Here is an 18,618-nt window from a genome sequence, read left to right as displayed (position 1 = left end):
CTACCCGTTTTATTACATAACTGAAGAAAGCATTGCATTCCGGGAGCGTCCATATATGTTACCTCGCGCCCGACCCGATAGCCGAAAGGAATAAGATGAGGGAACCGCGCCAGCGGCGATTTACCGCCGGGAGCCCGGGTTGCCAGGGTGGTGGCGATTGAGCCACCCTGGCACGTTCACCGGCTTGAGCGTTCCATAGTAGCGAGGAACATCAAGTGAACGGAACAGCCTTCGATCTTACATATTCAGAATATAATGGTGCCGCCGCTCGCGATGCTGATGGGATCTATCGCGTCATGTATGTCGCAAAATTTGAAGAAGCGGTTTACGTATTGCATTGTTTTCAAAAGAAAACACAGACTACCAGTCAATCGGATATTGATTTAGCCAAACGACGCTATAAAGAACTTGTTCAGGAGCGGAAAAATGAAAATTGAAACCTTTGATAGTGTGTGGGATGCAGTGAGTGACACCCCTGAACAAGCGGAAAATATGCGGATCCGTGCCGAACTTGTTACGATCATTAATAACTGGATTGAACAACAAGGGTTTAGCCAGGCTCAGGCAGCTTCTGCTTTAGGGGTCACTCAACCTCGCATATCTGAACTTGCCAGAGGTAAAATCCAGATCTTTAGTATCGATAAATTGATCACCATGATGGCTCATGCAGGGTTGCATATTCAACGTATTGAAGTTCAATATCCACATGCTGCTTAGTGCCATAAAGACAAATGGCGACAAATTAACGCCGCCATCTGCATAACTTGTCTTACATCTTCTCCAGCAACTTCTTCACATCTTTGCCATTGCGGGAATCTTTATTCCGCTCGGCCCAGTCATTCAGGCGACGTTTCGCTTCGTCCTGGAGATGTTTGCGTAGCAGCTGGTCCACTTGCAGGCTGTAATTAAGTTGCTGCCAGTTGCCATAAACCCGCAAAGGAACCGGAGTTTCTTTAAGGAAATCAATCAGTTTGCTTTCCCCGTTCCAGCCACCCACGACCCGAATATCAAACTGGGTGTCGCAGGTTTGCTCAGCCATATTCAACGTTCCAGCCCCGGAAAGCGCCAGCATGGGCGACTCACCCTGCATGTCATCAAGAGTCACAACGCCATTGTCGAGCGTCAAATCGGTAGAGAAGTGATCAAGCCGGGTCACGTTATCGAAGTTTTCAGCGGCCTTCACATCACCACCATTACGTTCTACCGCTTGTTGGATTATCTGCTGGAAGTTCATCCCTTCCATGCGCGTATCGGCCATTTCGACATGCGCCGTCCCCTGCCAGGTGTGGCGGAATGCGTTAGCATCAATATCAGCACCAGAGAAATCCCCCGCCAGCGACATTTTCCCCGTTAGTGAGATGGGGTAGTTAAAGGCATTCAGGATGGTGCCAATCTCGACATTTTCCAGTCGTGGATGGAAAACTATACGCGGATGAGAGGCTGTGGCATCCAGCGTACCGGGTAACGACACAACACCCTGGTTAAGTTTGCCCTGCAACTGGATAATCTCCAGCAGCCCCGCCTTGTTGGTCATTTGCGCAGTGACATCGGCAAAATCCATTCCACGCCAGCGCACGTTATTGGCCTGCAACAAAATATCTGCCGCAAAGCCTTTCAGCCCCTGATACGCGGGTTCATCAATGCGTGAGGAAATTACCGGACGTGGCAGCGTCGGCTGGTTTTGTCCCTGTTGAGCAACGCCATTTTGCGTAGTCATCACATCATTCATTGGCAGCAAATTATCCAGATTTAACTGGGCAAATTGCAATCTGAGCAGCCATTCTGGCTTCTCAAGCAGCGCTACCTGCGCCTGACCGGTAAGATTACTGTCGTTAGCGGTTAAATTGATTTGTTCAAAAGAGAGACGTTTTTGCGCTTCCTGCCACTGAGCCCTGAACTGACCATGGCCCTGAATCCCCTGCTTCGGCAGATCAGCACCCTGCAACTGCCAGTCAATCTGTTGAATATCTGCCGTTAAATCATGTGGATAATCAGAGGCATCAACCGTACCTTTGAGCGATAAAGAGAGATCACGTTGGTCGCGATTTACCCGCCCGGAAAACTCAAACGATCCGCGATGTTGTGAGTCCTGCTCCATTTGCAGGCGGATATCACGCACCGTAACCTGCTCGTCATCTTCATGCTGGAACACCAGCACGCTGTCACTGACTCGCAGGCTGGCGATATCAAACGACCAGCCACGATCTTCTGCGTTATCGGGTAATGTATTGTCTTTCGGCGCTACCGGGGCATCTTCACTGCGCACCGCTTCTGTTTCCGGTGTCAGTTGAATCACTGCCCCTTTGAGCATGACTTGCTTAACGCTGAGTTGATGACTTAACAAAGGCCAGAGGGCCACATCAAGGCGCATATTATCGGCACGGACCAGCGGTTGGCTGGCACCCTGTGCCGTTAATATTGTGCGACCAGAAAGGATACTAAGCTGCGGCCAGACGTGCCAGCGCAGAGGACCATCTAACTGAAGCTGATAACCACTTCGCGCGGCAACCTGCTTTACCATGTAATCACGGAAATCATTCGGATTAACCAGCAGTACTAACGCAGAAAAACCCGCCACCAGCACGACCAGGAGAATCATCAGCGTGGTCAGAAATCGTCTCATGGTATCCTCAATGGACCAGAATTAGTCTTTATCGATCCGGCTGGCTACCGCACCCTGCTGGTTGCGATATTTCGCGTCTTCGCGGCGGTTGTACGGGCGTGCCGCCGGGCCGGAAAGCGGCTCAAAGCTCAGCGCACCAATTAACATACCTGAGCGCAAAGCGAGCGGCAGTTTACCAGAGTTGTAAAACTCCAGCACAATGCAGCCAGACCAGCCTGGATCGATACGGTGTGCGGTAACGTGTACCATCAGCCCCAGACGAGCCAGGGAGGAACGCCCGTCCAGCCAGCCAACCAGATCGGCAGGCAGTGTTACTGACTCCAGCGTTACCGCCAGCGCCAGCTCTCCCGGATGGAGATAAAACGCTTCACCCTCGTCGAGCACAATCTCGTCGCTCATCACACGATCAAGCGCGGCGCTCACTTCATCTTTGGGGCCGCTCAGATCGATAAACGCTGCCGTGTGACCACGGAAGGTACGAAATTTATTGCCCAGGCGCACATCCACCGTCGCGCCATTAATACGCTCCACTGGCGGACGTGGGTTGATCGACAAACGGCCTTCATCAAGCCAGGCTTCAATATCGCGGTCACACAGACGCATGGCACTTTCTCCTTTCGCGCATCACTCCCTTAACGCCTTTTGCGTCAAGGGCATACCAGGTTATCACTGAACGGTACACAATTCACAAAACTTATTCAAAGAACTGACTAATTTTTGCTTTCAATATATCGATCGCGATGCGGTTTTTCCCGCCGCGCGGCACGATAATATCCGCATATTGCTTGGAAGGTTCAATAAATTGCAGGAACATCGGGCGCACAGTTTTTTGATATTGCGCCATCACGGAATCCATCGAACGACCACGCTCATTAACGTCGCGCTTGATGCGGCGCATCAGGCAGATATCCAGCGGAGTATCGACAAAAATAGAGAAATTCAATTCGTCACGCAGCCGTGCATCTGTCAGCAATAAGATGCCTTCGAGAATGATGACTTTCTTCGGTTCAACCTTCACCGTTTCTTTCATTCGCGTGTGTTCTACGTAACTGTAAACCGGCAGGTCAATGGCCGAGCCACGTTTAAGTGCCTGAAGATGTTCAAGAAGCAGGCTATGATCCATCGCGCTGGGATGGTCATAATTAGTTTTAACCCGCTCTTCCATCGACAGATGGCTTTGATCTTTGTAGTAGCAATCTTCCGGAATAACGCCGATGTGTTCATCGCCCACTTGTTCACGCAGTTCACGATAAAGGGTACTGGCAATAAGACTCTTGCCGGAAGCCGATGCGCCAGCGATACCGATAATGACGCACTGATGAGACTGATCAGTCATATATTTAGCGACCTGAATAACCTGGATGTTAGGAAGGGGAGCGTCGAAACGCCAAACGCGGCAATTATAGGGATTTCATCCGTCTGATACCAGTCGAATAGCGCCTGCACGGTTAGGGCATAAATTTAGTCGAATAATTCCCTGACGCAAATTAATTCGCGCAATTTTAATACAAAGTTAAAAATGTTAGTTCACAGCGAACGAAATATCACCTGATGCGTCATTTTATGAACAATCCACATATAAAATGTAAAACTTTTGTACTAGCATAAACAGAAATTCACACTGAAACGTCCGGTATATCCGCGACGATCTGGCCATTCGGATTGAGCAGTAATGAGTAAACCATCCCAACATGTTTTAGTTACCCTGCCACATCCGCTACTGCACCTGGTCAGTTTAGGTTTAGTTTCTTTTATTTTTACTCTGTTCTCTCTTGAGCTTTCTCAGTTTGGTAACCAACTGGCGCCACTCTGGTTTCCCACCTCGATTATGATGGTAGCGTTTTACCGCCATGCAGGACGGATGTGGCCAGGCATTGCGCTGACTTGCTCGCTGGGCAATATCGCGGCATCCGTTCTCCTTTTCTCTACCAGTTCCCTGAATATGATCTGGACGGGAATCAACATTGTTGAAGCGGCTACAGGCGCCCTCCTCCTGCGTAAATTGTTGCCATGGTATAACCCTCTAAAAAATCTAAATGACTGGTTACGTCTGGCGTTTGGCAGTGCCATAGTTCCCCCGTTGCTGGGCGGCGTACTTATTCTCCTGATTACCCCTGGAGACGATCCTTTAAGATCATTTTTTATCTGGGTCCTTTCAGAATCCATCGGCGCTCTGGCACTGGTGCCGCTGGGATTGTTATTTAAGCCACATTATCTGTTGCGCCATCGCAACCCTCGGTTGCTTTTTGAGTCACTGCTCACGTTAGCCATCACACTGACGTTAAGCTGGCTTTCGATGCTGTATCTACCGTGGCCTTTTACTTTCATTATTGTGCTGCTGATGTGGAGCGCCGTGCGCCTGCCACGAATGGAAGCCTTTTTGATTTTCCTTACCACGGTGATGATGGTGTCGCTGATGATGGCCGCGGATCCCTCCCTGCTTGCTACGCCGCGAACGTACCTGATGAGCCATATGCCGTGGCTACCGTTTTTACTGATCCTGCTGCCCGCCAACATCATGACTATGGTGATGTATGCCTTTCGTGCGGAACGCAAACACATTTCCGAAAGCGAAACCCGTTTTCGCAACGCTATGGAGTATTCCGCCATCGGCATGGCTCTTGTGGGAACGGAAGGACAATGGCTGCAAACCAATAAAGCCTTATGTCAGTTTCTCGGTTACAACCAGGATGAGCTACGCGCCCTCACCTTTCAGCAACTGACCTGGCCGGAAGATCTCAATAAAGATCTGCAACAGGTTGAGAAACTCATTAATGGTGAGATCAATACCTATTCGATGGAAAAGCGTTACTACAATCGTACTGGCGATATTGTTTGGGCATTGCTTGCTGTCTCACTGGTACGCCACACCGATGGTACGCCGCTCTACTTTATCGCCCAGATCGAAGATATCAATGAGCTCAAACGTACTGAACACATAAACAAACGCCTGATGGAACGCATTACACTGGCTAATGAAGCGGGCGGGATTGGTATCTGGGAATGGGAGCTGAAACCGGATATTTTTAGCTGGGATAAGCGGATGTTCGAGCTGTATGAAATTCCTCCGCATATCAAACCGAACTGGCAAGTGTGGTACGAGTGCGTGCTGCCGGAAGATCGCCAGCACGCCGAAAAAGTGATTCGCGATTCATTGTAATCACGCTCTCCCTTTAAACTGGAATTTCGCATTGCCGTGAAAGATGGCATCCGCCATATCCGCGCCCTCGCTAACCGGGTACTGAATAAAGAAGGCGAAGTCGAACGCCTGCTCGGCATTAATATGGATATGACTGAGGTTAAACAGCTTAACGAGGCATTGTTTCAGGAAAAAGAGCGCCTGCACATTACGCTGGACTCCATCGGCGAAGCTGTGGTCTGTATTGATATGGCAATGAAAATTACCTTTATGAATCCGGTGGCGGAGAAGATGAGCGGCTGGATGCAGGAGGAAGCGTTGGGGGTTCCGCTGCTGACGGTGTTGCATATTACCTTTGGCGACAATGGTCCCCTGATGGAGAACATTTACAGTGCCGACACCTCGCGTTCCGCGATTGAACAAGATGTAGTGTTGCACTGCCGGAGCGGCGGCAGCTACGACGTGCATTACAGCATTACGCCACTAAGTACTCTGGACGGCAGCAATATAGGCTCAGTACTGGTGATTCAGGACGTCACCGAATCACGCAAAATGCTGCGCCAACTTAGCTACAGCGCCTCCCATGATGCACTGACGCATCTCGCCAATCGCGCCAGTTTTGAGAAGCAACTACGCATCCTGCTGCAAACGGTAAACAGTACACATCAGCGACATGCACTGGTGTTTATCGATCTTGATCGCTTTAAAGCGGTGAATGACAGCGCCGGGCACGCCGCTGGCGACGCTTTGCTGCGCGAACTGGCATCATTGATGCTGAGTATGCTGCGCTCCAGCGACGTACTTGCGCGACTCGGTGGCGATGAATTTGGTCTGCTGCTGCCAGACTGTAATGTCGAAAGCGCGCGTTTTATCGCTACACGCATTATCAGCGCCGTGAATGACTATCACTTTATATGGGAAGGACGTGTACATCGGGTAGGTGCCAGTGCCGGGATTACCTTGATTGATGACAACAATCATCAGGCGGTTGAAGTGATGTCGCAGGCTGACATCGCCTGTTATGCCTCCAAAAATGGTGGCCGCGGCCGGGTGACAGTTTACGAACCGCAGCAAGCTGACGCACATATCGAACGGGCGGCGATGTCGATTGATGAACAGTGGCGGATGATTAAAGAGAATCAGTTGATGATGATTGCCCACGGCGTCGCTTCACCACGGATCCCGGAAGCGCGTAATTTGTGGTTGATATCACTAAAACTCTGGGGTTGCGAAGGCGAGATTTTTGATGAACAAACATTTCGTCGTAGCTTCGGTGATCCGGCGCTTAACCATGCTCTTGACCGCCGGGTACTCCATGAATTTTTCCAGCAGACCGCAAAAGCGATTGCCAGTAAAGGCTTAAGCATCGCCCTCCCCCTTTCTGTTGCCGGTTTGAGTAGCGCCGCGCTGGTGAATGAACTGCTTGAGCAACTGGAAAATAGCCCTCTACCACCACGGTTATTACATCTGATTATTCCGGCAGAAGCGGTTTTCGATCACGCAGAAAGCGTGCAAAAACTGCGGCTGGCGGGATGTCGGATAGTGCTCAGCCAGGTGGGTCGCGATCTGCAAATTTTCAACACGCTGAAAGCGAATATGGCAGATTACCTGCTACTTGACGGTGAGCTATGCGCCAGCGTGCAGGGTAATTTGATGGATGAGATGCTGATTACGATCATTCAGGGGCACGCTCAGCGGCTCGGGATGAAGACCATCGCCGGGCCAGTAGTTTTACCCCTGGTGATGGATACGCTTTCTGGCATCGGCGTCGATCTGATTTATGGCGATGTGATTGCCGATGCCCAACCGCTGGATTTGCTGGTGAATAGCAGTTATTTCGCGATTAACTAAGGCGTGCTTCCCCATCGCCTGATGCGACGTATCAGGCCTACAATTCGTCCGTTCCGTCGGGTTGCCAGCCTTCCGTATACCAGATATGCAACAGCGCATAAGAACGCCAGGGCTTCCAGCGCTCGGCATAACGGCGGATTTGTGCCGGTGTCATTCCCGGAAATCGCTGTTTAATCAGATAATCATCCGGCAGAAAAACATCTTTCGCCTGCCAGCCGCGCAAGGCGAAATAATTCGCCGTCCAGCGCCCGATACCCGGAAAAGTTTGCAGCGTTTTCATCGCTTGTTCTACGTCGCCCGGTATTATCATTGGTAAGGTGCCCTCCAGCGCCGCATTTGCCAGATGAATCAGCGCCTCTGCCCGTTTCAACGGCATACCTAACGCTTTTAATGCCTGCGGGTCGGCTACCGCCAGCCGCTGAGGCGTGGGGAAACAGACATACTCCGGAAAATAATCCAGCCGTTCGCCATAAAGCTGTGCCACTCTGGCGGTCAATTTTGCCGCCATCGCCACGCTCACCAGTTGGCCTAAAATCGCCCGCACGCCCTGCTCAAAAGCATCAACACAACCAGGTAAACGCAATCCGGGCCGCGCCGCGCCTAACTCGCCCAACGCACCGTTCACAATCTGCGGGTTACATTGCAGATCAAACAGGCGGCTCATTTTCGCCAGACACTCAGCGGCAACAGGTTCTAAACCTGCACTTAAATTTATGTGCAGAGTATGGCTGGCTATATCCGGAATAGCAGTCACCACGCCGCGATATTCGCCCACCGCCAGACTACGGGCATAAAAATCGTCAGCGACCGTTTCCACACCGCTCACCGCACGAGCGGCGAGAAAACCCAACATCCACGACCAGTCATACGGCGGCTGCCAGTTCAGGGTATACATCGCATCTCCTTGTTAATCCGCTTTCAGCATAAACGTTATTCAGACGCTGCGCTTTGCTTTTATATTCCGGTTGTCGCGACGGCAACATTTCGCTAAAGTCACGCCCCTTCTTCACCGGCATGGGGATTATTTCGTGTTTATTGGTTTTGATTACGGTACAGCAAACTGTTCAGTGGCGGTCATGCGTGACGGTAAACCGCATTTGCTAAAAATGGAAAACGACAGCACGCTGCTGCCTTCAATGCTTTGCGCGCCAACGCGTGAAGCGGTAAGCGAATGGCTGTACCGCCATCATGATGTTCCGGCAGACGACAATGAAACGCAGGCGCTGTTACGTCGGGCAATTCGTTATAACCGCGAAGAAGATATCGATGTCACGGCGAAAAGCGTGCAGTTCGGTCTTTCCTCACTGGCGCAGTACATTGATGATCCGGAAGAAGTGTGGTTTGTGAAATCACCAAAATCGTTCCTCGGTGCCAGCGGCTTAAAACCGCAGCAGGTGGCGCTGTTCGAGGATCTGGTCTGCGCAATGATGCTGCACATTCGCCAACAGGCGCAGGCGCAATTGCCAGAAGCGATTACCCAGGCGGTGATTGGTCGCCCGATCAACTTCCAGGGGCTGGGCGGCGATGAAGCAAACGCCCAGGCACAAGGGATTCTGGAGCGCGCAGCAAAGCGTGCCGGGTTTAAGGATGTGGTATTCCAGTACGAGCCGGTGGCGGCTGGGCTGGATTACGAAGCCACCTTGCAGGAAGAAAAACGGGTGCTGGTGGTGGATATCGGCGGTGGTACTACTGACTGTTCGTTGCTGCTAATGGGGCCGCAATGGCGTTCGCGCCTCGATCGTGAAGCCAGTCTGCTTGGGCACAGTGGTTGCCGTATTGGCGGTAACGATCTGGATATCGCACTGGCGTTTAAAAACCTGATGCCGTTACTGGGCATGGGTGGCGAAACTGAAAAAGGCATCGCCCTGCCGATCCTGCCGTGGTGGAATGCGGTTGCCATCAACGATGTACCAGCGCAGAGTGATTTCTACAGTAGTGCTAACGGTCGTCTGCTTAACGATCTGGTACGCGACGCCCGCGAACCGGAGAAAGTGGCCCTGTTACAGAAAGTCTGGCGTCAGCGTTTAAGTTATCGGCTGGTACGCAGCGCGGAAGAGAGCAAAATCGCCCTTTCCAGCGCAGCGGAAACTCGTGCATCGCTGCCGTTTATCAGCGATGAACTGGCAACGCTGATTAGCCAACAAGGGCTGGAAAACGCCCTCAGTCAGCCGCTGGCGCGAATTCTGGAACAGGTGCAACTGGCGCTGGATAACGCCCAGGAAAAACCGGATGTCATCTATCTGACTGGTGGTAGCGCCCGATCGCCGCTGATTAAAAAAGCGCTGGCAGAACAGTTGCCGGGCATTCCGATTGCAGGCGGCGATGACTTTGGCTCCGTCACCGCCGGGCTGGCACGCTGGGCGGAAGTGGTGTTTCATTAATTGAAAAATGGCTCAGCAGCGGCTTAAATCAGCCTGCGCCTGAGCCAGTTTTTCTGCCGCCTGACGTAGCGGCTCCATCAACGGCATGGTCCGTGCTGGAGCATGAAGGCGGAATCGCTGCAACTCTGTCGCACCGACAGTCAACGCCGATTCCAGCCGATGTCGTTTGGCGGTCATTTTCGCCATTACCGCTTGTCTGTCTGCTGGCGTTACCGCTTCATTCGGCCTGAACACAAAACGGCGTTCGCAACTCGCTTTCCAGTCGATAACCGCCTGTGTCAGATGATCACCAAACCCTTTCACTTGCTTAACACCACGACGGGTAACATCTGCTGCTGTTTCAATACCAAAAGACCGTAACGCCGCTTTACGCGCAGGGCCAACACCGGGTATAGAGGCAACATCAATAAAAAATCCCTCCAGAAACTTCTGCTTCTGCCGTTCCCTTGCGGTGTCGTGAAGTGCTGCCACCGCGCGCTTTTCTTCTTCCGGTAAACCGAGAATTTCGTCCTTCATTTTTTCGAGCATCGTCCGTTTGGCGATAAAACCTTCCAACCCGCCCAACTGTTGGATCTGGCTGACTAAATGGTCATAGTCCATTTTCGCACGATTAAATACCTCACGACGGTGCTGGACTTCTGCTTTGTAAGCTTTGCTTGTCAGACTGCCAATAATCCAGATAGCCGCCAGCACAGGCACCAAAATAATATAACGCGGTTCTGCCTGAAGACCGCAAAGCAACAGCGATAACGCTGACAGTGTGATCTCAATCAGAATGATGTATTCACGCCGTAACAGGCCTAAAGGAAGCGGCCTGCCAGTCGGTTGGAAATGATCGGGTAATGGCAGTTGCAATGCTGGTGGTGCTACTGACGCCATCACCATCGCCCAGACTTTCGCCAGCACAAAATCCCCGCCGGTGGTAATGACCTCTTCGCCGAGATCAATAAAATAGATAACGCCTTGATTATCCAGCTCAAATGACCGGGGTAAACATGCATTGCCGAAACGGTACATTTCTTTAACTGTTGGCGTAGAGAATCCAGTGCCGCAACCCACGCTTTTGCCGTCGGACGCCCGGTTGCCACGCCACTTTCCGTGAATGCCTGCTGAAACATGGCTGCAACATCACCCGGTAACATCGATAGCGGAATCGATCGTGGCGGCGGTTTTAAGCCACGTCTCTGATTGTCTGACGCGTAGGCATAACGAAAATGGGCAATATCCGTCTCCAGCGCATTACCCGCATCAGAGATAAGCGGCACACCAGAATAAGGATGCCGCCCACCAAACAAGACGTGAAATATCAGCAACGCAAGGCCAAAATTATCGTGATTCGCGGTGCGTTCAAAGCCGACAAATGATGGCAAGGTTTGCAGCTCTGGCGACGTAAAATGCGACACGCCCACTTCGCATAAATGCAGCGTTCCATTGGCGTTAATCTGAAAGGAGTCGCTATCAATCAACACCACTTTGCTGTCACGGCCTACCATAAAGCTGTTCTGGTTTACGTCACCCACGACGTGCCCGTGCTCGTGAACCGTAGCAAAAGATGAAGCAATATTGCGCGCAACATAGAGGAGAAAATCCCACGCACAATGAGGGTAACTCTGACGACGATGTGCCGGGCTATAGATCATATGAATCGGTTCTTTACCTGAAACCTTCGGCATCATAAAACCGATAACCTTCCCACCTCGTCCACTATGAAGCGTTGCCTGCGGCCAGGCGACATAATTCAGCAACTGCGCGTCAACTGTCGCAGCCATAAAGGCGAGTTTATCCTGTTTTAAGGCGGGTGGCGGCGTGTGATAAATCTTGGCAACGCTATCGACAAACTCCTCGATATCATAAACCGCGCCTTCGCCGCCTTTGCCCAGTTCACGCCCGAGAGTGGTCAATTCACCTGTCGATGTAAATACTTTTATATTTGTCTTCATAATGTTTCAAGGGCAGTCATATTATATTTCAATGAATAATAACACTGCCCATTATAATTATTTCTATATTGGAAGAGTCCCACTCAAGAATAAAAATGATAATGCAATTTCATCAGGATACAATTCAATTCCAACCTGATAATGATTCACTTCCACAGGTTTTTTGCTAACTTTTACTACACAGGGATTCTGGAGAAAAAATGAAAAAGATATTACTTATGTTGAGTCTGCTATTTTTTACTACCGCAGGCTATTGTGAGATTTCGGATACGTTAGTGACAGGAGGTTATGATAAAAAGGCGATGTCTGACGCGATTAAACATGCGCGGAAAGAAACCGATCAATTCATCGAAGTTATGAATAAAAAAGATGCTGATACTTTCGCAGTCAAAGCCCCGATAACCGATCGCGGAGAAACCGAGCATTTCTGGCTTACGGATGTCACTTATTCTAACGGCATGTTTATTGGCGTAATCAGCAATGCCCCTGGTATTGTTACAAACGTAGAATATGGCCAGGAGTGGAAAATCAAGAAAGAAGATATTTCAGACTGGATGTATACGCGCGGGGATAAAATTTACGGCGGTTATACCATTGATCCTTTATTGGTCACCTATCAAAAAGAAGAAGCCGACGAGCTAAGAGCAAAATTAGTTCGCTAATCAACCGTTATATTTATTGTTTAAACTGGCGGTTGAATTGTTGTCTTCAACCGCCATGAGAAACTCACTCTGCCCACAGCGCCAGTGCCAACGTTTTATCATCATCCGTACGCTCGTTTACCGCCGGGCTGGACAAAAACTGCTTTAACAATTCAGGTAATAAATCGAGTTGTTCCTGCGTTGCTGACGCCAGTCCATTGAAAAACGGGGTAAAGAAAGGCACATGCGGAGAATTATCCAGCATATTTAACGCCAGTCTCTGAATACCATCCGTAAATGCTGCAACTCTATGCGCACGCTCAGTGCTGGTGAAAGTTTCCAGTCTGGAAACGGCATCTTCATCGGTAATGAAATGCGTCATGTTGGCATATTCACCCACCATCGGCGTGAGCGGCAATTGCAAACCGTGCCCCAAATCTACCACCACGCCACCATCGCCAATCTGCATAATCAATGTGCCGTTAGGCGATGAAATCAGTCCCAGAAATGTGCAGGCAAAATCGCGAACCGCTAATTCTTTGGCCTCTGCCTCGGCCAAAAATCGCTGACGAATAGTCAGTACAATATCCGTTGCGAGGACATCATTAAGCCCCAATTCCCCACCCTGCACTTTTTGCGATATATAAGCCATCGCTTCATTGACGGCAAGCATCGCACCTTCGCCTCCCTGCGAGACGCTGCCTGCGCCATCAGCGACAAATACCGACAATAATGGCTGCTGGTCTTCTAGCCAGGCAACCTGTATCTGGCAGGCATCCTGGCAAGGCAAGTCAGCGCTGATGTGCGATGTTCCGACGGCTGATGCATAGACCAGACGCCAGCTCACACTGACATCCAGCCTTTTGGCGCTTCCAGCACAACTTCCGTTCCCGGCGTGGAGCGGGAAACCGAACGCAGTGAACTGGATAACCAGCTAAACAGTTCACGGAATTGTAATCCCTGCAGTGGTAAAGGCTGACGAACGCTGATTTGTGCCAGGGTCTTCATATCAGCCCCCTGAACACCGATGGAAAAGAAGGCAAACTTTTTATCTTCTTCCCCCTGAGACACTTTGTTGGCGGCAGCCTGCCACTCATCGGTTGGTGCGCCATCAGTGATCAGGAAAATCCACGGTCGATAATACGAAATACCATTTGCGCGGTACTCACGTTTCCGTTCCTCAACCATATTCATGGCTTTGGTAATGGCTGCGCCCATTGGTGTATCCCCCTGGGCAAACAGGATGGGCGGGAAAAAATTAGCGGCACTGGTAAATGGTTGTTCCACATGCACCGGGCCGAACGTCACAATACCGAGTTCCACTCTTTTTAAGGCCAGCGAATCGGCAAGCAGCTCATCGCGAAAGGTAACCAATCCGGCGTTAAGTTCATTAATGGGTCTGCCGCTCATCGAGCCAGAAACATCCAGCAGCAGAATGCAGGGGCAACGTGGTTCCGGGTTACTGGCAAAATCGCTGGTGGCAAACGTGATTTGTTCGCTCATAAGAAATCCTTTCTTAGAGAATTATTGAGGTCCGGTATCATACCGACTGCAATAATGAAATAAGAACAAACGAAGAAACTTTCAGAATTAAGCCCGGAGGGGCAGTTAATTTTGCTATTCGCCTCGCAAGAACGGGGATCCGTCGATTGACAGTAAGGGCGGAGTGACATATTTTCAGGAGTGAGGGTAGAGCGGGGTTTCCCCCGCCCTGGTAGTCTTAGTAAGCCGGTAAGCTAATGACTAAGAGCACCACGATGATGAGTATCTTCATCATGACCCTTTCCTTATTAAAGGATGACAAAATAATACAAATCACTTAAAAATCATCGCATTACACAAAGCTGCGGTTAAATAATAGACTACAAATTGCGACAAAACGCAATATATGCAGTCACTACGAATTAACTACTTAGATGGTATTAGTGACCTGTAACAGAGCATTAGCGCAAGGTGATTTTTGTCTTCTTGCGCTAATTTTTTGTCATCAAACCTGTCGCACTCCAGAGAAGCACAAAGCCTCGCAATCCAGTGCAAAGCTTTGTGTGCCACCCACTACGACCTGCATAACCAGTAAGAAGATAGCAGTGATGTCAAACGACGCAGCTGACTTCTTTTCTTTCACGACTTCCCCACACCCAGCATGCATACCTTTCCGCCATAACTGTAGTGAATGTCTGTTATGAGCGAGGAGCGGAAGTTAACACTTATGAAAAATGGCTACGAAGTCCGTGGCTATCTATCGGCTTATTAGTACTTGAAACGCTTCTTCAGAAGCCTGAAGAGCTAATCGTTCGGCGATACTATATATGCATTAATAGACTATATCGTTGGTATAAACAGTGCACCATGCAACATGAATAACAGTGGGTTATCCAAAAGGAAGCAGAAAGCTAAATATGGAAAACTACAATACGATGCCCCGTTAAGTTCAATACTACTAATTTTTAGATGGAAAACGTATGTAATAGAGAGTAACTTAAAAGAGAGATCCTGTGTTGCCGCCAAATAAATTGCGGTTATTTTAATAAAATTAAGGGTTACTATATGTTGGAGTTTAGTGTTATTGAAAGAGGCGGGTATATTCCTGCAGTAGAAAAAAATAAGGCATTCCTACGAGCAGATGGTTGGAATGACTATTCCTTTGTTACAATGTTTTATCTTACTGTCTTTGATGAGCATGGTGAAAAATGCGATATCGGAAATGTTAAAATTGGTTTTGTAGGTCAAAAAGAAGAAGTAAGCACTTATTCATTAATAGATAAAAAATTCAGTCAACTCCCTGAAATGTTTTTTTCCTTAGGTGAAAGCATTGACTACTATGTTAATCTCAGCAAATTAAGCGATGGTTTTAAACATAACCTTCTTAAAGCTATTCAGGATTTAGTAGTATGGCCAAATCGATTAGCCGACATTGAAAATGAAAGCGTCCTTAACACCTCATTACTTAGAGGGGTAACTCTTTCAGAAATTCATGGACAGTTCGCACGTGTGTTAAATGGTTTGCCAGAATTGTCAGATTTCCACTTTTCATTTAATAGAAAAAGTGCTCCCGGATTCAGTGATTTAACTATACCTTTTGAGGTGACGGTTAATTCTATGCCCAGCACGAACATTCATGCTTTTATCGGGCGGAATGGGTGTGGTAAAACAACAATTTTGAATGGAATGATTGGTGCAATCACCAACCCAGAAAACAATGAATATTTTTTCTCTGAAAATAATAGACTTATCGAGTCAAGAATCCCAAAGGGATATTTTCGATCGCTTGTTTCAGTTTCGTTTAGTGCATTTGATCCTTTTACTCCTCCTAAAGAACAACCTGACCCAGCAAAAGGTACACAATACTTTTATATTGGACTCAAGAATGCTGCCAGCAATAGTTTAAAATCACTAGGCGATCTCCGCTTAGAATTCATTTCAGCATTTATTGGTTGTATGAGAGTAGATAGAAAAAGACAACTCTGGCTTGAAGCTATCAAAAAACTAAGTAGTGATGAAAACTTTTCAAATATGGAACTCATCAGCCTCATTTCTAAATATGAAGAGTTAAGACGTAATGAACCACAGATTCAAGTGGACGATGATAAATTCACTAAATTGTTTTATGACAATATCCAGAAATATCTGCTTCGAATGAGCTCTGGACATGCAATTGTTTTATTTACTATCACAAGATTAGTAGATGTCGTTGGCGAAAAGTCATTAGTTTTATTCGATGAACCAGAGGTTCATCTGCATCCACCTTTGCTCTCTGCTTTTTTACGAACATTAAGCGACTTACTCGATGCACGCAATGGTGTAGCAATAATTGCAACTCATTCCCCAGTAGTACTGCAAGAGGTTCCAAAATCCTGCGTGTGGAAAGTCCTACGGTCAAGAGAAGCAATAAATATTATCCGTCCGGATATTGAGACATTCGGTGAGAACTTAGGTGTTTTAACTCGTGAGGTGTTTTTACTTGAAGTGACAAATTCTGGATACCACCACTTATTATCGCAGTCCGTTGATTCAGAGCTTTCTTATGAAACCATTCTAAAAAATTATAATGGTCAGATAGGATTAGAAGGTCGAACCGTTTTAAAAGCGATGATAATGAACAGAGATGAAGGTAAAGTACAATGAAAAAACTACCTCTTCCAGCGAGAACTTATAGCGAAATGCTTAATAAATGCTCGGAAGGTATGATGCAGATAAATGTTAGAAATAATTTCATTACTCACTTCCCCACTTTTTTGCAGAAAGAACAACAATATAGAATATTAAGCTCGACAGGTCAGTTATTTACCTACGACAGGACACACCCTCTTGAGCCTACAACCTTAGTAGTTGGTAACCTGACAAAGGTTAAATTAGAAAAGCTTTATGAAAATAATCTCCGAGATAAAAACAAACCCGCTAGAACATATTACGATGACATGCTTGTTTCATCAGGTGAAAAATGTCCATTTTGTGGTGATATAGGACAGACAAAAAATATAGATCATTTTCTTCCTATTGCACATTATCCTGAATTTTCGGTGATGCCTATTAATTTAGTTCCATCGTGCCGCGACTGCAATATGGGAGAGAAAGGTCAAGTTTTCGCAGTAGATGAGGTACACCAAGCGATTCATCCCTATATCGACAAGGACATTTTTTTTCGTGAGCAATGGGTATATGCAAATTTCGTTTCCGGAACTCCGGGTGCTATCAGTTTTTATGTTGAATGCCCGGCGAACTGGAGGCAGGAAGACAAACACAGAGCTCTTCATCATTTCAAGCTATTAAATATTGCTAACAGGTATCGTTTGGAGGCAGGGAAGCACTTGAGTGAAGTGATTACTCAAAGAAACTCTTTCGTAAAAGTTATAAGGAAATATAGTTCAACCGCAACGTTTCAGCAGCGACAGTCAGAATTTATTGAAGCAAATCTGAAACCTATTATAGATTTGAATGACTTCCCCAATTATTGGAAAAGAGTTATGTATCAGTGCCTAGCAAACTCGGAAGATTTTTTCAGAGGGATCTAGAATATGATGAAAGATAGAAAATTACGACGCTTATCGGAAGTGAACGAATACTTTTTATATGAGGAGGGCTGTTTTTACAAAATCCGGTAGTAACTTGCTAACCAATTCCTAGGCAGGTCATTGGCAACAGTGGCATGCACCGAGAAGGACGTTTGTAATGTCCGCTCCGGCACATAGCAGTCCTAGGGACAGTGGCGTACAGTCATAGATGGTCCGTGGGAGGTGGTACAAATTCTCTCATGCAAAAAATATGTAAAATCGGTAGCAACTGGAAATCATTCAACACCCGCACTATCGGAAGTTCACCAGCCAGCCGCAGCACGTTCCTGCATACGACGTGTCTGCGGCTCTACCATATCTCCTATGAGCAACGTGTTAGCAGAGCCAAGCCACAACTCTAATTTTAATACATAATGAATGATAATAATAATATTAAAAATTTCCTGTGTAACTAATTTACTATATGGTTTCTGATAAGAATCATTGCAAAGATCAAACAACTTGTATTACATTGACAGTTAAGCAGTTAATTTTATCACCTCTAAAATATATCAGCATCTAGCATGCAACCTATCAAAATGGAGAGTTTTATGACTAAAAAACCATGGGAAAGAAGACTTAAAGATTTATCGCACTTGCTCAAATGCTGCATTGATACATATTTTGACCCTGAATTATTTCGCTTGAATTTGAATCAATTCCTCCAAACCGCAAGAACAGTAACATTTATTATTCAAAAAAACAAAAACCAGATTATAGGATATGACATTTGGTATAACAATAATGTTATTGAAAAATGGAAAAATGATCCATTAATGGCTTGGGCTAAAAATTCTCGCAATACGATAGAAAAACAAGGCGATTTAGAAATGTATAGCGAGGCAAAGGCTACTCTTATTTCATCTTACATTGAAGAAAATGACATTGAGTTTATTACAAATGAAAGTATGTTAAACACTGATGAATCCCCTAATGATTTTGGTAAAAATCATTAAGTTAAGGTGGATACACATCTTGTCATATGATCAAAT

The 18,618-nt window shown here is 47.5% G+C and carries 13 protein-coding genes and 3 pseudogenes; 8 read left to right on the top strand and 8 right to left on the bottom strand.

The window, feature by feature from the left end; translation table 11 throughout:
- Nucleotides 1-269 precede the first annotated feature (269 nt).
- Together K0335_RS21700 and K0335_RS21695 are read left to right on the top strand one after the other, a co-directional pair.
- Nucleotides 270-437 (top strand): annotated as a pseudogene (locus K0335_RS21700) (type II toxin-antitoxin system RelE/ParE family toxin); the annotation flags it as partial.
- Complete coding sequence (locus tag K0335_RS21695; protein WP_000687872.1) at nt 427-717, top strand: helix-turn-helix domain-containing protein; 291 nt, start codon at nt 427-429, stop codon at nt 715-717. The pseudogene K0335_RS21700 and the gene K0335_RS21695, both read left to right, overlap by 11 nt.
- A 52-nt stretch (nt 718-769) precedes the next feature.
- Here the strand turns inward: K0335_RS21695 and asmA are convergent, their stop codons facing one another.
- The 3 genes from asmA to udk all read right to left on the bottom strand — a co-directional run bounded on the left by asmA (nt 770) and on the right by udk (nt 3,959).
- Nucleotides 770-2,623, bottom strand: coding sequence for an outer membrane assembly protein AsmA (asmA, locus tag K0335_RS21690; protein ID WP_104919460.1), 1,854 nt, complete (start codon nt 2,621-2,623; stop codon nt 770-772).
- Nucleotides 2,624-2,644: 21 nt separating this feature from the next.
- Complete coding sequence (gene dcd, locus K0335_RS21685) at nt 2,645-3,226, bottom strand: dCTP deaminase (RefSeq protein WP_219394125.1); 582 nt, start codon at nt 3,224-3,226, stop codon at nt 2,645-2,647.
- A gap of 91 nt (nt 3,227-3,317) precedes the next feature.
- Nucleotides 3,318-3,959, bottom strand: coding sequence for a uridine kinase (gene udk / locus K0335_RS21680; protein ID WP_000132077.1), 642 nt, complete (start codon nt 3,957-3,959; stop codon nt 3,318-3,320).
- Nucleotides 3,960-4,295: 336 nt separating this feature from the next.
- On the opposite strand from udk, the pseudogene K0335_RS21675 reads away from it, so the two are divergent.
- Nucleotides 4,296-7,613: pseudogene (locus tag K0335_RS21675) on the top strand (diguanylate cyclase).
- A gap of 37 nt (nt 7,614-7,650) precedes the next feature.
- Here K0335_RS21675 and alkA read toward each other — a convergent pair.
- Nucleotides 7,651-8,508, bottom strand: coding sequence for a DNA-3-methyladenine glycosylase 2 (gene alkA / locus K0335_RS21670; protein ID WP_219394123.1), 858 nt, complete (start codon nt 8,506-8,508; stop codon nt 7,651-7,653).
- 133 nt (nt 8,509-8,641) lie between these two features.
- On the opposite strand from alkA, the gene yegD reads away from it, so the two are divergent.
- A complete protein-coding gene (gene yegD / locus K0335_RS21665) occupies nt 8,642-9,994 on the top strand; it encodes a molecular chaperone (RefSeq protein WP_104919457.1) in 1,353 nt (450 codons plus the stop codon).
- Between the two features lie 12 nt (nt 9,995-10,006).
- On the opposite strand, the pseudogene yegI reads toward yegD, so the two are convergent.
- A pseudogene (yegI, locus tag K0335_RS21660) lies at nt 10,007-11,934 on the bottom strand (protein kinase YegI).
- A 200-nt stretch (nt 11,935-12,134) separates the two neighbouring features.
- Here yegI and K0335_RS21655 point away from each other — a divergent pair.
- Complete coding sequence (locus K0335_RS21655) at nt 12,135-12,596, top strand: YegJ family protein (RefSeq protein ID WP_104919455.1); 462 nt, start codon at nt 12,135-12,137, stop codon at nt 12,594-12,596.
- Between the two features lie 64 nt (nt 12,597-12,660).
- Here the strand turns inward: K0335_RS21655 and pphC are convergent, their stop codons facing one another.
- From pphC to K0335_RS21640, 3 genes are all read right to left on the bottom strand, one after another.
- On the bottom strand, nt 12,661-13,422 hold the full coding sequence (gene pphC / locus K0335_RS21650; RefSeq protein WP_104919454.1) for a protein-serine/threonine phosphatase PphC: 762 nt from the start codon (nt 13,420-13,422) through the stop codon (nt 12,661-12,663).
- Nucleotides 13,419-14,078 carry a VWA domain-containing protein gene (locus K0335_RS21645; protein WP_104919453.1) on the bottom strand — a complete coding sequence of 220 codons (660 nt, stop codon included), beginning with the start codon at nt 14,076-14,078 and terminating at the stop codon, nt 13,419-13,421. Before K0335_RS21645 ends, pphC begins: the two co-directional genes overlap by 4 nt.
- Nucleotides 14,079-14,295: 217 nt before the next feature.
- Nucleotides 14,296-14,352, bottom strand: a complete 57-nt coding sequence (locus tag K0335_RS21640) for a type I toxin-antitoxin system Ibs family toxin (RefSeq protein ID WP_100733667.1) — start codon at nt 14,350-14,352, stop codon at nt 14,296-14,298.
- A gap of 770 nt (nt 14,353-15,122) precedes the next feature.
- On the opposite strand from K0335_RS21640, the gene K0335_RS21635 reads away from it, so the two are divergent.
- The 3 genes from K0335_RS21635 (at nt 15,123) to K0335_RS21625 (ending at nt 18,582) form a co-directional block, all read left to right on the top strand.
- Entirely contained in the window at nt 15,123-16,700 is a 1,578-nt protein-coding gene (locus tag K0335_RS21635) for an AAA family ATPase (protein ID WP_000889231.1), read from the top strand.
- Nucleotides 16,697-17,587 (top strand): HNH endonuclease, encoded by an 891-nt coding sequence (locus K0335_RS21630; protein ID WP_219394120.1) that lies wholly within the window; start codon nt 16,697-16,699, stop codon nt 17,585-17,587. Before K0335_RS21635 ends, K0335_RS21630 begins: the two co-directional genes overlap by 4 nt.
- Nucleotides 17,588-18,177: 590 nt before the next feature.
- On the top strand, nt 18,178-18,582 hold the full coding sequence (locus tag K0335_RS21625; RefSeq protein WP_231825852.1) for a hypothetical protein: 405 nt from the start codon (nt 18,178-18,180) through the stop codon (nt 18,580-18,582).
- Nucleotides 18,583-18,618: the final 36 nt, after the last annotated feature.

It is taken from the genome of Escherichia sp. GZ89, from assembly GCF_019366485.1.
In the GTDB taxonomy this organism is placed as follows: domain Bacteria; phylum Pseudomonadota; class Gammaproteobacteria; order Enterobacterales; family Enterobacteriaceae; genus Escherichia; species Escherichia fergusonii.
This window is presented reverse-complemented; position numbering and strand designations above follow the sequence as displayed.

Coding starts and splice junctions, on each gene's coding strand:
- K0335_RS21695 (WP_000687872.1), top strand. CDS start 427: ATGAAAATTGAAACCTTTGATAGTGTGTGGGATGCAGTGAGTGACACC.
- asmA (WP_104919460.1), bottom strand. CDS start 2,623: ATGAGACGATTTCTGACCACGCTGATGATTCTCCTGGTCGTGCTGGTG.
- dcd (WP_219394125.1), bottom strand. CDS start 3,226: ATGCGTCTGTGTGACCGCGATATTGAAGCCTGGCTTGATGAAGGCCGT.
- udk (WP_000132077.1), bottom strand. CDS start 3,959: ATGACTGATCAGTCTCATCAGTGCGTCATTATCGGTATCGCTGGCGCA.
- alkA (WP_219394123.1), bottom strand. CDS start 8,508: ATGTATACCCTGAACTGGCAGCCGCCGTATGACTGGTCGTGGATGTTG.
- K0335_RS21655 (WP_104919455.1), top strand. CDS start 12,135: ATGAAAAAGATATTACTTATGTTGAGTCTGCTATTTTTTACTACCGCA.
- K0335_RS21645 (WP_104919453.1), bottom strand. CDS start 14,078: ATGAGCGAACAAATCACGTTTGCCACCAGCGATTTTGCCAGTAACCCG.
- K0335_RS21635 (WP_000889231.1), top strand. CDS start 15,123: ATGTTGGAGTTTAGTGTTATTGAAAGAGGCGGGTATATTCCTGCAGTA.
- K0335_RS21630 (WP_219394120.1), top strand. CDS start 16,697: ATGAAAAAACTACCTCTTCCAGCGAGAACTTATAGCGAAATGCTTAAT.
- K0335_RS21625 (WP_231825852.1), top strand. CDS start 18,178: ATGACTAAAAAACCATGGGAAAGAAGACTTAAAGATTTATCGCACTTG.